Origin of the sequence: Spinactinospora alkalitolerans (assembly GCF_013408795.1) — a bacterium.
In the GTDB taxonomy this organism is placed as follows: Bacteria; Actinomycetota; Actinomycetes; order Streptosporangiales; family Streptosporangiaceae; genus Spinactinospora; species Spinactinospora alkalitolerans.
Genome location: NZ_JACCCC010000001.1, coordinates 2958301 through 2972321, shown reverse-complemented (window position 1 = coordinate 2972321; position 14021 = coordinate 2958301). Strand labels below are relative to the sequence as shown.

General features: G+C 69.7%; 15 protein-coding genes and 1 pseudogene. 9 read left to right on the top strand and 7 right to left on the bottom strand.

Features of this window, described 5'->3' with window-relative positions:
- The first annotated feature begins 51 nt into the window (after positions 1-51).
- The 3 genes and pseudogenes from HDA32_RS31785 (at position 52) to HDA32_RS13145 (ending at position 1174) form a co-directional block, all read left to right on the top strand.
- Positions 52-720, top strand: a complete 669-nt coding sequence (locus HDA32_RS31785; protein ID WP_179643455.1) for a TetR/AcrR family transcriptional regulator — start codon at positions 52-54, stop codon at positions 718-720.
- Positions 721-723: 3 nt separating this feature from the next.
- A pseudogene (locus HDA32_RS30665) lies at positions 724-858 on the top strand (SAM-dependent methyltransferase); the annotation flags it as partial.
- A 67-nt stretch (positions 859-925) separates the two neighbouring features.
- Positions 926-1174 carry a response regulator transcription factor gene (locus tag HDA32_RS13145; protein ID WP_179646670.1) on the top strand — a complete coding sequence of 83 codons (249 nt, stop codon included), beginning with the start codon at positions 926-928 and terminating at the stop codon, positions 1172-1174.
- Between the two features lie 184 nt (positions 1175-1358).
- Here HDA32_RS13145 and bla read toward each other — a convergent pair whose 3' ends face one another.
- The gene (gene bla, locus HDA32_RS13140) at positions 1359-2276 is read right to left on the bottom strand and encodes a class A beta-lactamase (protein ID WP_179643454.1); all 918 of its coding nucleotides are present in this window, start codon (positions 2274-2276) and stop codon (positions 1359-1361) included.
- A gap of 225 nt (positions 2277-2501) precedes the next feature.
- On the opposite strand from bla, the gene HDA32_RS13135 reads away from it, so the two are divergent.
- Positions 2502-3404: a LysR family transcriptional regulator gene (locus HDA32_RS13135; RefSeq protein ID WP_179643453.1), complete on the top strand. Its 903-nt coding sequence runs from the start codon at positions 2502-2504 to the stop codon at positions 3402-3404.
- Positions 3401-4303 carry a serine hydrolase gene (locus HDA32_RS13130; RefSeq protein WP_179643452.1) on the top strand — a complete coding sequence of 301 codons (903 nt, stop codon included), beginning with the start codon at positions 3401-3403 and terminating at the stop codon, positions 4301-4303. The genes HDA32_RS13135 and HDA32_RS13130 overlap by 4 nt, the downstream gene beginning before the upstream one ends.
- 320 nt (positions 4304-4623) lie before the next feature.
- Here the strand turns inward: HDA32_RS13130 and HDA32_RS13125 are convergent, their stop codons facing one another.
- Positions 4624-4905: an MmyB family transcriptional regulator gene (locus HDA32_RS13125; protein ID WP_179643451.1), complete on the bottom strand. Its 282-nt coding sequence runs from the start codon at positions 4903-4905 to the stop codon at positions 4624-4626.
- Between the two features lie 71 nt (positions 4906-4976).
- On the opposite strand from HDA32_RS13125, the gene HDA32_RS31780 reads away from it, so the two are divergent.
- The 3 genes from HDA32_RS31780 (at position 4977) to HDA32_RS13110 (ending at position 7767) form a co-directional block, all read left to right on the top strand.
- Positions 4977-5450: a DUF1707 domain-containing protein gene (locus HDA32_RS31780; RefSeq protein ID WP_312863166.1), complete on the top strand. Its 474-nt coding sequence runs from the start codon at positions 4977-4979 to the stop codon at positions 5448-5450.
- Positions 5451-5838: 388 nt separating this feature from the next.
- A complete protein-coding gene (locus tag HDA32_RS13115) occupies positions 5839-6576 on the top strand; it encodes a VOC family protein (RefSeq protein ID WP_179643450.1) in 738 nt (245 codons plus the stop codon).
- A gap of 705 nt (positions 6577-7281) precedes the next feature.
- The gene (locus HDA32_RS13110; protein WP_312863165.1) at positions 7282-7767 is read left to right on the top strand and encodes a DUF1062 domain-containing protein; all 486 of its coding nucleotides are present in this window, start codon (positions 7282-7284) and stop codon (positions 7765-7767) included.
- Positions 7768-8269: 502 nt separating this feature from the next.
- Here HDA32_RS13110 and HDA32_RS13105 read toward each other — a convergent pair.
- Together HDA32_RS13105 and HDA32_RS13100 are read right to left on the bottom strand one after the other, a co-directional pair.
- Positions 8270-9415: an RNA polymerase sigma factor gene (locus tag HDA32_RS13105; protein ID WP_179643448.1), complete on the bottom strand. Its 1146-nt coding sequence runs from the start codon at positions 9413-9415 to the stop codon at positions 8270-8272.
- Positions 9412-9819, bottom strand: a complete 408-nt coding sequence (locus tag HDA32_RS13100) for a YciI family protein (RefSeq protein WP_179643447.1) — start codon at positions 9817-9819, stop codon at positions 9412-9414. Before HDA32_RS13100 ends, HDA32_RS13105 begins: the two co-directional genes overlap by 4 nt.
- A gap of 863 nt (positions 9820-10682) precedes the next feature.
- Here HDA32_RS13100 and HDA32_RS13095 point away from each other — a divergent pair.
- Positions 10683-11879 carry an IS110 family RNA-guided transposase gene (locus HDA32_RS13095; RefSeq protein ID WP_179643446.1) on the top strand — a complete coding sequence of 399 codons (1197 nt, stop codon included), beginning with the start codon at positions 10683-10685 and terminating at the stop codon, positions 11877-11879.
- A gap of 74 nt (positions 11880-11953) precedes the next feature.
- On the opposite strand, the gene HDA32_RS13090 is transcribed toward HDA32_RS13095, so the two are convergent.
- From HDA32_RS13090 to HDA32_RS13080, 3 genes are all read right to left on the bottom strand, one after another.
- On the bottom strand, positions 11954-12256 hold the full coding sequence (locus HDA32_RS13090; RefSeq protein ID WP_179643445.1) for a hypothetical protein: 303 nt from the start codon (positions 12254-12256) through the stop codon (positions 11954-11956).
- 473 nt (positions 12257-12729) lie between these two features.
- Positions 12730-13305 (bottom strand): MFS transporter, encoded by a 576-nt coding sequence (locus tag HDA32_RS13085; RefSeq protein WP_179643444.1) that lies wholly within the window; start codon positions 13303-13305, stop codon positions 12730-12732.
- 26 nt (positions 13306-13331) lie between these two features.
- Positions 13332-13799, bottom strand: a complete 468-nt coding sequence (locus HDA32_RS13080; protein WP_344732627.1) for an MFS transporter — start codon at positions 13797-13799, stop codon at positions 13332-13334.
- Positions 13800-14021 lie beyond the last annotated feature (222 nt).

Below are 14021 nucleotides of genomic sequence, written 5' to 3'. Positions count from 1 at the left end.
GCTCCCTTTATATTACGGATCGGATCGTAATGCATGTGCTAGAATGAAACGGTGCGATCACCTGCCGAGTCCGCCCCCTCGTCGCCGCGCAGCGGCCGCCCCCGCGACCCGCAGATCGACGCGGCCGTGCTCGGGGCGACGCTCAGCGTGCTCGACGACTCGGGCTACGGGCAGCTCACGCTCGAAGCGGTGGCGCGCCGCGCCGACACCACCAAGCCGGCGATCTACCGCCGCTGGCCCAACCGCCAGCGGCTGGTGCTCGCCGCGCTCGCCACCCGCCTCGGCGACCTGCGCGCGCCCGACACCGGATGCACCATCTGCGACCTCAACGAGGGCATCAACGTCTTCATCGTGGAGTTCCGCCGGATCCGACCGGACGTGCTCGCGTCGCTCCTGGCCGACTGCGCCCCGCACCCGGAGCTGCGCGACGCGTTCATGTCCACGCTGTTCGACCCTCCGCGCGCCGCCGTGGCGCAGATGCTCGAACGCGCCGTGGCCCGCGGGGACCTCCGCGGCGACATCGACCGCACCCTGGTCCTGGACATGCTCGGGTCGCTGGTGCACTACCGCGCCCTGTTCGGCCACGCCTCGACCAGCGAAGCCGAGGTCGAGCACGCCGTCGAAGCGCTGCTGCGCGGAATCGCCGCCGACTACCCCGCACTCCTCGAACACAGCCGCCAGGTCGCGGGCAACCCGCCGATCCACGACGCCCACGCGTGACCCCTCGGCGGGCGCCGGGTGGCCGACCTCGACTGCGGCTGGGCCGAACTGCTGCTGCGCGCATTGGCGACCGAGCCCACCGCCACCGGTTTCGGGATCGACCTCGACGAGGACGCCGCCGCGCACGGCCGTGCAGATCGTCCACGCGGTCCGTCAGGTCGCCGCGGGAGGACCGATCCCGTCCCCCAGGATCACCCGCCGGCTCATGGACCGCGCGGCCGCCCAGGCCGGCGCCTACCAGCGGGCCCGCGAAGCGCTGGCCGCCCCCAGCCCGCGCGAGAACGAGGTGGTCCTCGCCGTGGCCGGGGATCGGGCCAACGCCGAGATCGCCGCCGAGCCGTTCATGAACGTGGCCACGGTCAAGGCCCGCGTCTCCAGCATCCTCACCAAGCTCGCCCTCGACAACCGGACCCGGATCGCCCTACTCGCACACGACGCCGGCCTCGCCCCGTGAACGCGATCGAATCGATGACTCGGCACACTAGATCATCGACGGGGAGAAGCCGGGTGTCGTTCACAGGCCCTGCTGTACCCCTGTCGGCCCGGTGAGGCCGTCGCCGGCGCGCTGACGGCAGCCTTCCCGCGTCATCAGTGGTGCACGGAGAAGTGCGGCCACGACTCCGGTTCCCGTCACCGGTCTAGGCCAGGGCCTCGATGACGACCTCGGCGGACTCGGCGATGAGCGCGTTGTCGTGCTCGGCGTCCTCGGCGTCGCGGCTGGACATGATCGCGAGGACGATGGGGTCGTCGTCGGGAGGCCAGACGACGGCGATGTCATTGCGCGTTCCGTAGTTGGCGTTGCCCGTCTTGTCGCCGACCTCCCAGCCGTCGGGGACCCCTGCGCGGATCAGTTCGTCTCCGGTGATGTTCCGCTTCAGCAGGTCGACAAGGATCGCGCTCTTCTCCTCGGGCAGTGCGTCACCCAGGGTGTACGCCTGGAGGCTGGTGGCCATGGCCTGCGGCGTGCTGGTGTCGCGGATGTCTCCCGGCTTCCACTCGCTCAGCTCGGGCTCGATCCGGTCCACGTGGGTCACGTCGTCGCCGATCTCCTCCAGGGCGGCGTCGAGACCGCTCGGCCCGCCGAGTTCCTCGAAGAGCAGGTTCGCCGCCGTGTTGTCGCTGTAGCGGACGGCGGCGTCGCTGATCTCCCGCAGCGTCATGCCGGTGTCGACGTGCTGTTCGGTGATGGGGGAGTAGCCGGTCAGGTCTTCCTCGGTGTAGGTGACGACCTCTTCGAGCTCATCGATCGAGTTCTGCCGAAGTAGGGCACCGACCGAGAACGCCTTGTGCGTGGAGGCGTAGGCGAACCGCTCTTCGGCGCGGTAGGCGACGGTCTCGTCGGTGCCGGTGTCCAGCGCGTAGACACCGAGCCGGGCGTCGAAGTCGGTTTCGAGCCGCTCGAACTCCTGCTCATACGCTGCCGGCGTGTCCGTGGGCGTCGCCGTTGCGGAGGCGGAGGCGGACGGGTCGCCGCCCGAGGCGCAGCCTGCGAGCGGCACGAGCGCCAGCGCGGCCGCGCTGGCGAACCCGGCGCGTCGGGTGAGCTGAATTGGCATGGTCTGGTCTTCCTGTCCTTGGTGTTCGCGCGCGTCGTTCGCGCGGGGATTCTTCCGATCCCGCGAGGAATGCCCGGGCCGCCCGCGGCAACCGCTTCAGGGCGGCCCGCTGCACGACCACGGGCACCGTCGTCGGGAGCCCTGTGGAGCAGTCTTGCGGCGGCCCCCGATGCTGTCGAAGACAAAAATGCGCAGTCCCATGCCGAAACGGCATAATCTTTCGGCGTGGACATCGTCGGTGCGTGCAGAGCCTTCGTGAACGTGAGTGAGAGAGGCAGCTTCACCCTCGGTGCCGCGGCCGCGCGCATGCCCCAGCCGGTCGCCAGCCGCCGCATCGCGGCCCTGGAGAAGCACCTGGGCGGGCGGCTGTTCGACCGGTCGACGCGGCGGGCGACGCTCACCCCGTTCGGCCGCGACATGCTGGCCTCGGCCAAACGCCTCGTCCAACTGGCCGACGCCATGGAGCACGACGCGGAGCAGGCCAAGCTCACGCCGGTCCGCATCGCCGTGCCCGACATCTGCTCCACCCGCGATCTTGCGCACCTCGACGCCGAAGCGCGCCGGCAGGGCGTCCACCTCGACTTCCATCCCGCCCCGCCGGCCGAGCGGGCAGAGCTCCTGCGCTTCCAGCAGGTCCGCGCCGCCATCGTCGAGGTGCCGCCCGGCGAAGGCCAATGGTCGGTGCCGCTCGGGCTGGCGAGCGCGGCCGCACCCCGCGCCGGCACCGTCTACGTCGAAACCCTCCGGGTCAACCGCGGCGACCGGTCGCCGCGCAGGCGCCGCATCTGGATCCAGCCCGAGGACGACGTCCCGCACATCCGCGACCGCATGATGCGGATCCGCGACGCCGTCGGCCTCCAGCCCGCGCAGGTCGCCGTCGCGACCGCTCTCACCTCCGCCGCGGCGGAGGTCCTCGGCTCGGCCGACTTCCTGCTGGCCCCGCCCAAGCAGGCCGAGGAGCTGGGACTCCACTGGCGCCCGATCGGCGAGATCCGCCTCGTCCGCAGCTTCGACGTCTTCGCCGGCGCCGGGGACGAGGCGGAGCGCATCCGCACGCGCCTGCACAACGCGATCGCCCGATGCCTCGGCGCGCCCACCGGGGACGAGGACGCGGGGGGTGGCGCATGAGCGTCGAAGCCCTCGTCAGGGAACTGCGCCGCGAGCTCGACGACGCGGGCCTGCACGGATCGTTCCTCGTGCGGGACCTGCACTCCGGGGACGAGATCGGAATCGAGCCCGATCTGGAGTTCCCGACGGCGTCCCTCGTCAAGGTCCCGCTCGCCGTGGCCACGCTCGAACGCATCCGGACCGGCGAACTCGACGGCGCCGCGCAGCTCCTGGTGCGTCCGGGAGGGGTCACCGCACCGGGCCCCATGGGGCTCGCCAAGTTCCGGCACCCGGCCCGGATCTCGATCGACGACCTGCTCTACCTCAGCACCTCCATGAGCGACAGCACGGCGGCCGACGCGCTGTTCGACCTCACCCCGCCCGCCGAGGTCGCGCGGTCGCTGCAGGCGGTCGGGATCCGCGGCATCACCGTCCGGCACACGATGCACGACCTCAACCAGACCCCGGCGGATCGCCTGGACCCCGCCGACGTGCACCTCGCCCACTCCCTGGCCATCGGAGCGGGGACGGCCGGGCGCGGGCACCGGGTCCCCCAGCTCGACGTCACCCGCGCGAACTCCGGATCGGCGCGCGCGTTCATGAAACTGCTGCAGGCGCTGTGGCGGCCCTCCTCGATCGCCCCCGAGGTCGCCGAGCGGGTGCGGGCGCTCATGGGCGAGAACGTCCTGCGGCACCGGTTGGCGCCCGACTTCAGCTCCGACGCGTCGAAATGGTCCTCCAAGACCGGGACCCTGCTCAACCTCCGCCACGAGGTCGGGGTGGTCGAGCACGCCGACGGCCAGGCGTTCGGCGTCGCCGTGCTCACGGAGTCACGCGTGCCGGCCTTCAGCCAGCCGGGAGCCGAGGCGCTCATGGCCCGGGTGGCGCGGACGCTGCACGACCACCTGCGGGGGATGTAGCGGGGGACCGGCCGTCGCGTCTTGGGGCCCGGGCGCGGGACGAGCTCGGAGTCAACGCCCGGATACGAGCCTCTCGCGGGTGGCCGTGGCAGGGGGCGCAGGGCGATTGAGCCCAACGCCGTGGCCACCGCGCGAGCCGCAGCCCAGGCACTCGCCGCGCAAGCCCTCAACCGCCTGTAAGAGGCACCGGCGTCCACCGGACTCTGCTCCGGCGAGCACGCGGTCCTTGAGGAGGACCGAACGGACATCCGCGAGATCCGCGACCACCTCGCCCTGGACGCGCTGGACGAGCCCGCCTCACTGACCGCGCCGCGCGCCTCCTATTCGGCCCCCGTCCTGAGGGACTGGTCGCCGATCACCGACAGCAGCCGCAGCTTCTCGTGGCTCTCGCTGCCCGGGACGGCGGTGTAGACGAGCAGCGCCTGAGACTGCTCGAGGTCGTGGAGCACCTGGCAGTGCAGCTCCAGCATGCCGACCTCGTCGTGCAGGACGCGTTTGGGGTTCATGTGCCGCACGCCGGTCGTGCGATCGGGGCGTCTCTCGCCCGCCGCACCTCGACACTGGGGGAGCGGCGGTGCCGGATGAAGGCCGCGGTTATCCATGGAGCGGGGGTCCGACCCTGCGCCCCGACAAGGACGCTGCTGTCGCGGCTCTGTTCTCGCAGGTCTGGTCCGTGTCCGACACCGAAGCACTGCGTACACGGCTCGCACGGAACCGACCGGCCAGGTGGATCGCCGTCATCCCCGGTCTCTCCGCGAAGTCCCCGGACGGCGCGGGCGCGTTCGCCTACCCGATCATCTTCCTGCCGTTCATCAGCTCGGCATTCGTGCCCACCCACACCATGCCCGGCCCGGTGCGCGCCTTCGCCGAGCACCAGCCGGTGACGTCCATCGTCAACACGATCCGCGACCGGGTCATCGAACTGCTGCGCGCCGCCGTCGTCGACGGCCGGCTCGACCCGGTCGGGTTCGACGAGCGGCTGGACGCGGCGCTGACCGCCCGCACCATCGACGCGCTGGCCCCGCTCACCACCGATCTGATCGCGGTGCCAGGCAGCGACGGCGCACTTCGGTGCGGCACAGCAGCCTGGCGATCAGCAGGGACGCGGGCGAGAACACGCCGGAGACGCTGCACGTCCGCTTGGTAGGCCGAATGCGGCACGGCCGGCTCGACACCCGGTGGCAGGCGCCGCGCCGGTGACGCGTCAGGGCCCGGATACCGCGGTATCCGGGCCCTGACATCCAGCGTTGACGAGTACAAGGGCGCCGGTCAGACCTGGGGCTACGACCGTTGAGCGACGCTGCTTCCCTTAGGGTGCAGCCGGGGCGGGATGATGGTGCTCAGCGCCATCGACACACCTCGACCGCCAGCCGGCCCGTAGCGGACCGATTCCCGATCCTTGCCCCGCAGCCGGGCAGGGCTTGTCGGTGGATGCATGGATGCCTGGGACGGGTTCCCACTGTCGCGGGACGAACCCGCCCGCGGCAGGTGAATGCGGGCGGTTCCTTGATCCGCGCGGGCATAGGATCGGCGGCATGGCGATGCGACTTGTTCAGATTGCGATGAATGCTCGGGACGACTCCGCGCTCGGCCGGTTCTGGGCGGAGGTGCTCGGCTGGAGTGTTTCCAGCGAGGAACCCGGCGTGACCAATCTGGAACCTGAGGGCTTCGTCTATCCCGACCCCGTCGCCGTCTGCCTCGACGTCCTTCGCGTCCCGGAACCCAAGACGGTGAAGAACCGCGTGCACATCGACCTCGCCACCACTTCTGCGGCTCATCAGGCGGAGCTGGTCGCGCGCCTTAAGGATCTCGGTGCGACGCCCGCCGACGTGGGCCAGGGCGACGTGCCGTGGACGGTCCTGGCCGACCCGGAGGGCAACGAGTTCTGCGTGCTGGAGCCTCGATCGATCTACCGGGACACCGGGCCGATGGCCGCGGTGGTGGTCGACTGCGCTGATCCGCGGGCGATGGCCCGGTTCTGGGGCGAGGCGATGGACTGGACCCTGCACGAGGTGACCGACGACCATGCGGTGCTGCGCTCCGCCAAGGGTGTCGGCCCGTATCTGGAGTTCCTCCGCAGATCCGACGCGAAGACCGTGAAGAACCGCGTCCATCTCGACCTCCGGCCCTACCCCGGTGACGATCAAGCGGCGGAGGTGGCCCGGCTGCGGGCTCTCGGCGCCACCGACATCGACGTGGGCCAGGGCGACGTGCCGTGGACGGTCCTGGCCGACCCGGAGGGCAACGAGTTCTGCGTCCTCACCCCGTGCTGACGCGGAGCCTTGCCGACCCTCACCGTGACCACCGGCGATGGCTGCCGGCCGGGCCTCGACGGCATCATCGCCTTCGCCACGAGGAGTGCCGGTAGCACTGACGAAGTTTCGGTCGGATATAGCCACGACCTGCGGTGAAATCGACCTGGTTGGTTGAGGGGCTCGCGGCGCCAGCCGACGGACGCTGCTGGCGAAAGGTGATGTGTGACGGGTCCCGACCGCGCCGGCTGTGGTCGGGACCCGTCGCGCGATCGCGGGCAGCCAGGTCGCGTCGGTCTTCCACGCGCCGACCGAGATCAGCGCCATCGGGAGCCTGTCGACGGCGGCCGGTGCGAGGAAGGAGAAGAGGCCTTCCCCCACCATGACAACACCTGAGTCAGTGACAGGGCCACCGCCGCCGGAAAATCGTTTGAGCCTTCCTTCCGCGTTCCCGTAGGTTGCCTGCGGCCCCCGTCGCAGTGAGGACAGAGGACAAACCGCGTGACCCCGCCTGCTCTTTAGACCTGACACCTTCTTCCGCTCACCTTCAAGCCGACCCTCAGGTCGGCTCTGCCGGGCTGCCCGTGTGTGCCCGGTCATGCAGCGTTTGAGGCCGCGCGCAATCGGCCTCGTGTCAGGTCTAGAGAGATCATGTCTTCACAACCTCATACTGTGCTGCCCTGGGTCGTTCGTCGGACCAGGCTGCCTCTGCTGTCGTTGCGGTGCGTGGACTGCCGGTCGGAGTCGGCCACCACCGGCGAGGGCAGGTTCCGCGTCAACGCCAACGGCAAGCTGCTGGACGTGTGGCTGCTGGTCCGCTGCGTGTCCTGCGATCGGACGCGCAAGCTCACCGTGCACGAGCGAGCGCCGGTCAGATCCTTCGATCCGGCCGAGCTCGACGGCTACCACACCAGCGATCCGGAGCTGGTGGCGTCCACGCTGCTGGATCCGCTACTCGCCCGGCGCAACCGCTTCACCCTGGACTGGGAGGGGGCCTGGCGGCTGGACATCCCGCCGGCATGGCTCGACGAGGCGTGGCCGGTCCAGATGGAGGTCGTCTTCGAGGATCCGGTGCCGGTGCGCCCGGAGCGGCTCATCGCGCAGGGGCTCGGCCTCAGCAGGAACGAGGTGCTGCGCCGGATCAAGTGCGACATTCCGCTGCGCCGTCCGACGAGCGCCGGGTTCACCTTTACCGTGATGGCCGGGGACTAGCGGGGATGTAGCCGCGCGCGATCCCCTCAAGCATCCGTGCGAAATACGCCTCGTCCAGCGGCGGCTCCGGCGGCATGGAGTCGCCGCTGGACGGCCACGGTGGGCGCGGAGCGGGTCGGCGGAGGCAGATAGCGGGGCTCGGGGACGATCATGTAGGCCATGCCTCGAGAACAGCCGTGCACCACTGAGGTCGAAAGGCGGCGACCCGAATGGGTGTACTGGGACGCCGGCACCGCCCGCCTCCTACCCCGGCTGAAATGGGGAGCGTCAACGCGTGTACTTCATGACAGCTTCGTTACCGACAGGCCGAGATCAGAGGTTTCGTATTACGTAGCGTTAATAACGTTAATCTCAAACGTAAAGCGCCACAGGCAAACAGAAAAGGAGTCGGAAGGGCCCTTTTTCTCACTTCCGATAAGTGAACCTTACCGGAGGCTTGATACAAGTATTAATACAAAAAGGTGAGAGGGGGTCTGGTTTCGTTTGCGGGCGGATGCCGCACTCACGGACGCAGCAGTTGCCGCACCCGTGCGGCCTCTCGAGTGAGGTGGTCACGCTCCGGCACGCTGGTGGCGGCGCGGGAAGCCTCGGCATACAGCTCGGCGGCGTGCTCGAGGTCACCGGCGCGTTCGTGCAGATATGCCGTCACCGCGGCGTAACGGGGCAGGTCGGGGTTCACGTCAGCCAGCGCCGCCAGGCCGGCCTGCGGTCCATCGGCCTCGCCGACCGCCACTGCGCGGTTGAGCCGCACCACCGGGCTGCCGGTGAGGAGCAGCAGTTCGTCGTACCACTCCACGATCTGCACCCAGTCCGTCTCGGAGGTGCTCCGGGCGTCCGCGTGCAGGGCGGCGATCGCGGCCTGCGCCTGGTATTCGCCCAGCCGGTCGCGGGCCAGCGCGGCCTGCAGAATCGTCACCCCCTCGGTGATCAGGCCGGTGTCCCAGCGCGATCGGTCCTGCTCACCAAGCGGCACCAGACGACCTCCCGGGCCAGTGCGAGACGCGCGGCGCGCATGGTGCAGCAGCATGAGCGCGAGCAGCCCCGCGACCTCGGGATCGTCGGCCAAGGCGACGAGGTGGCGGGCGAGGCGGATCGCCTCGCCCGCCAGGTCGACGTTTCCGCCGTACCCCTCGTTGAAGACGAGGTAGAGCACCCGTAGCACCGTCCCGAGATCGCCGGGCTGGTCGAGCGGCAGCCCCGCGATCCGCCGCTTGGCCCGGCTGATCCGCTGCGCCATGGTGGCCTCGGGGACGAGGTATGCCGCTGCGATCTGTCGCGTGGTCAGGCCACCGACCGCGCGCAGCGTCAGGGCGACGGCCGAGCCCCGCGGCAGGGTGGGGTGCGCACACAGGAAGTAGAGCCGCAGCGTGTCGTCCGTGGCGGGCGCCGGACCGGCCGGAGGCTCGACCTCCATGGCGAGTTCCCGCCCCCGCCGCGACGCCTCGGCACGGGCGGCGTCGAGGAACCTACGCCACGCGACCGCGACGAGCCATGCCTTCGGATCGCGCGGTGGATCGTCCGGCCAGGTTTCGAGCGCCCGGATCAGGGCCTCCTGCACGGCATCCTCGGCCGACGCGAAGTCGGCTCCGCGCCGGACGAGGACACCGATCACCGCGGGCACGAGCTCCCGCAGCAGCGACTCGTTCACTCGGTGACCGTGGGCGACTCGGTGAGAAACGGTCGAACCTCGAGCCACTCGTGGATCGGCTCGCCGCCGGCCCCGGGAGCGGCGGACAGCTCCCCAGCCAGTTGCACCGCGCGATCCCAAGACTCCACGTCGATGATCATCCAGCCGGCGATGAGGTCCTTGGTCTCGGCGAACGGACCATCGGTCACCGGTGGGCGCCCCTCGCCGTCATACCGCACGAACGCGCCCTCGGACGCCAGTGCCTGGGCGTCGACGAACTCACCCGTCTCCTCCAGACGGGCTGCGAAGTCGCGCATGAACTGCATGTGCGCGTCGACCTCCTCCGGCGTCCATTGGTCCATCGGCATCCAGTCGACAGCAGGGGCCGGGCCACCTCGGTAGTGCTTGAGCAGCAGATACTTCATGGCGGTTCTCCTTCTTCATCGCGCGGCCCGTCGTGGCCACTCGTATCCCTGGGACGGAGCCAACGCCACATTCTCGACACCCGGAAGCGCGCCGAATCCTAGGACCTGCTTCTGAGTGTCACCGCCCTGCCCAGGTCAAGAGCCTACTCAGCCATATCCGCCCGATTTTTCTCCGTTACTGCGGGGCCCCCTCCACGCGAGCAGAACCGGCTGGAGCGCGCGATGCCGCCATCATCGCCGTGCTGCTCTGCACCGGCGCCACCCGGCTCCGCCAGGACGGCGCCGACTCGGCCAGGATCCAGGCCCTCCTCGGCCGTCTCCGTCGAGACCACCGCCCGCTACTTCCGGGCCGGGGCCGATCAGGGCCACGAATCCGCTGCCGCTGCGCACCACGGTGAACCCTGCCGGTTCGGCATGGACTTTCACCCAGTCCTGGCCGCACCCGCAGCGGGCGTGGTAGCGCCGCCACTTCGTCTCCAGGGCCTCGCAGACAAGCCGGTCGCCGTAGTGCTTGGTTGTGAATCCGGACACGGACCTCAGTGCGGCAGCGGTCACGCTGCCGCGGAGGTGGATCGCTGTTTTTGGCCAGATGGCGCCGGCAGCCCGGGGGAGAGGCCTTCATAGGACAGTGGACACGCTGACCGGCGGGCATGACCGCGCCTTAAGAATGGATGGGTGATCCAGGGGGGCCGGATGAGGCTGATGACAAAGTGCCGCTCATGGCTCGCGGGGCATGGCCGCCCGATCCCCTGGACACTCCAACCTCTGATTGAGAGCTGCGACCCATCGCTTCGCTAAGGCTTCGATGGTGGGGTGCTCCACGGACCACAAACACGCAGGTCACGTGTGAAGCAGGTGGATAGTTGAGCACTCATCAGCGAATCTGGGTCGGCATCGACGCCGGCAAGGCCCACCACTGGGCGGTGGCCGTCGATAGCGACGGGAGCAAGGTGCTCTCGCGCAAGGTGGGCAACGACGAGGCCGAGATCCTCGACCTGATCGGTGATGTGTGTCCCTTGGCCGATGAGGTGCGGTGGGCGGTGGACATCTCCAGCCGCCCCTCCGCGTTACTCCTGGCGCTGCTGCTCGGGCACGGCCAGGAGGTGGTCTACATCCCCGGCCGCACGGTCAACCGGATGTCCGGGGCCTTCCCCCGCGACCACAAGACCGACGCCAAGGACGCCCAGACCATCGCCGACACCGCCCGAGTGCGGTCGGACTTCCGAGCGTTGCAGCTGGCTCCGGACCTGGTGGGAGAGCTGTCGTTGCTGACCTCCTACCGGGCCAACATGACGGCCGACCGGGTGAAGATGATCAACCGGCTGCGTGAACTCCTGGTCGGGATCTGCCCGGCCCTGGAGCGCGCATTCGAGTTCCGCAAACGGCCCGGCCCGGTGCTGGTGACCGGGTTCTGCACGCCCTCCTCCCTGCGCCGGATCGGCGTCAAGCGGCTCACCACGTGGTTGGCCAAACGCGGCATCCGTAACGCCGCCGACTTCGCCGAGCGGGCGGTCGAGGCCGCCAAGGCGCAGCACACCGCGCTGCCGGGGGAGAAGCGGGCCGCCGCGCTCGCCTCGGATCTGGCCCAGCAGATCCTGGACCTGGACGAGCGAATCAAGAAGATCGACCACGACATCGCCGAAGTCCTCGGCCAGGACGAGCGCGCGGAGATCATCCAGTCCATGCCGGGCATGGGTCCGCTGCTGACCGCGGAGTTCGTCGCTCTGGCCGGGGATCTGTCCGGATACCGGGACGCCGGGCACCTGGCCTCGCACGCGGGGATCGCCCCGATCTCACGGGACTCGGGCAAGCGGACGAACAACATGCGCAGGCCCCGGCACTACAACCGCCGACTGTGCCGCCTGTTCTATCTCTCGGCACAGTCGGCGCTGCTCAGGCCCGGGGCCTCGCAGAACTACCACCGGCGCAAACGGGCCGAGGGGATGCTCCATCCGCAGGCGGTGCTGTGCCTGGCCAGGCAGCGGATCAACGTGCTGTGGGCGATGCTACGGGACGGGCGTCCCTACTCACCTGTCCAGCCGGTCCCTGGGGTGGCTTGACACGGTCATTGAGATGCCCCACCGAGTCCGTGCCCGGCAGGGCGGTGCCACCGACAGTGGTCCTCGGCAGGCGGTTACCGGTACTGGACAGCGGCGGTGATCGGGGCGAACGTGCACGATGCCTTGCTGGTGCTCGTGCTCCCGTTGACCCAGGGTCCGTAGACCTTGCCGGTGATGCAGCCCGCGACGGCCCGGACCTGCGTGAAGTCGTTACCGCTGAAGCCCTTACAGACCGTGCCCACAGTCGTGCCGGAGAGCGTGGGGTTGCACAGCAGGCCCGCGTGGGCGGAGGGAGCCGCAGCTCCCAAGGCGCCGAAGGCGCCGGCGGACAGGACAACCGCCGCGGCGCTAGAGCCCAGGAATTTACGAAGGCGCATACGTATCCTCTCGTGTGGGGGGTGAGGTGCGTAACCACTCTAGGAACCAGCGCCGAGAGAAACCATGCCCTGGCCGGGACCGGCCCCATCCTCAACGGCCCCCCGCACTTGGCGGCTCGCCGTAGCTTCAGGAGTCGCGGGCCTTCACGTCCCACCAGTGATCAAGACCGCGGCGCTACCGCCAAAACTCGGTCCGATCCTCCAAGGGCCGGTACGCGGCGGCGCCGGGACCGACCAGGTGGCCGGGATGGACATAGCCGTCCTCGCCGGCGGCGAGGTGGGCGGTGGTCTTGTCGTGGAAAGCCCAGTGCCCGGATGCGGCCGTGAGGGTCGATCACGTGCGCGCAGACCGACCAGCGCGGATAGGTGGGCTGTCCCGCGGATTCTCGCTGGAGCAGTCATGACGAGAGACATCGCGGACCTCGCTCCTCACATGCCGGTTCTGATCATCAAGGTGTGCCGGATGGGCAGGCCTATGCGGTGATGACTGCCACCCTGAAACGGTGCGTGCACAGGGCCGCCACCCCCGCCGCAGCCGCGCCGGCGCCCCAGAGGACCAGGGCAGCGGCTGCCGTGTGGTTCTGGGCGAGGAAACCGATCAGTGGGTTGGCCAGGAGCAGCGGTGACCACTGGGCGAAGGTCACCACTGCCTGGGCGCGACCGATCGCCTCACGAGGGGATCCGGCGACGAAGAGGGGGCCCACGTGGGTGGAGAAGACACCGGTTCCGAGGCCGGCGACCAGGGCCGAGAACCAGAACACCGACGGCTCCGGGATGGCCGCTGCGGCAGCGATCGCCATCCCTGCGGTGAGCATCCCGACCGAGGCGCTGAGCCCGGCCCGCTCGGCGGCTCCCCGCCATAGCACGCACACGGTCACACAGGCCATGCCGACGCCGTAGGCGCCCGCGCCCATCCCTGTGGTCAGCGGGTCCCAGCCTCGCTCGGTGGAGACGAGAGGCACCAGGAGTGGGGAGAAGGGGACCATGAACATGGCGAACGCCCCGGTCAGAAGCACGATCGCACGCAACAGGGGCGTGGTGAACACCATCACCAGGCCCTGGCCGGCCTGCCTGCTCAGGGCGGCCCGCAGAGCACGGCGCCCTGGGTGAGCATCTGTCGAGCCGCAATAGCACGGCCGAGGGCGTGCGCATCGACCAGCAGTTTGGGCACCGAGGCGGAGGCCGGGATGTTGAAGGCATCGACCGCGCCCAGGGCCACCGCGATCACGACCAGGGTGTTCGCCCCTGGAACGGTCACCATCATGGCGAAAGCCCCCGTGGCCGCCAAGGCGCACAGTGTCGTGTTGGCGGCGATCATGACGCGAAAGGCCCCGATACGGTCGCTCAGCGCGCCTCCGTGCAAGGTCAACAGCACGCGGGGGACCACTTGCGCCGACAGCACCGTGGCCGCGAGGGTGGGGCTCACCAGGGCTGCATGCCACACGAGCCCGAAGACCAGCATCTGGGTTCCCAGCGACGTGCACCCGAAGCCGGTCAGCCAGAGCCGGTAAAGACGCGGAGGAGGCGCTCCACTCGACCCCATCCGTGCCCCTTTGATCGCGCCTGCTCTCGGTGGGCGGCGCGTCCCTCTCCCTCCGGGAGGCCTGGACCGCACCGCCGGAGCACGCTAGCGCACGCATCCGACGAAACAGCGACTACCTGACTGGTAGGAGTCGTTGATCCAGTGATCTGTATTCTTCGGGGCTTCCACCACTTTGATCACTGTGTGTGGTCGCTGGGAGCGGCACGGTCCGGTCCGCAGCTG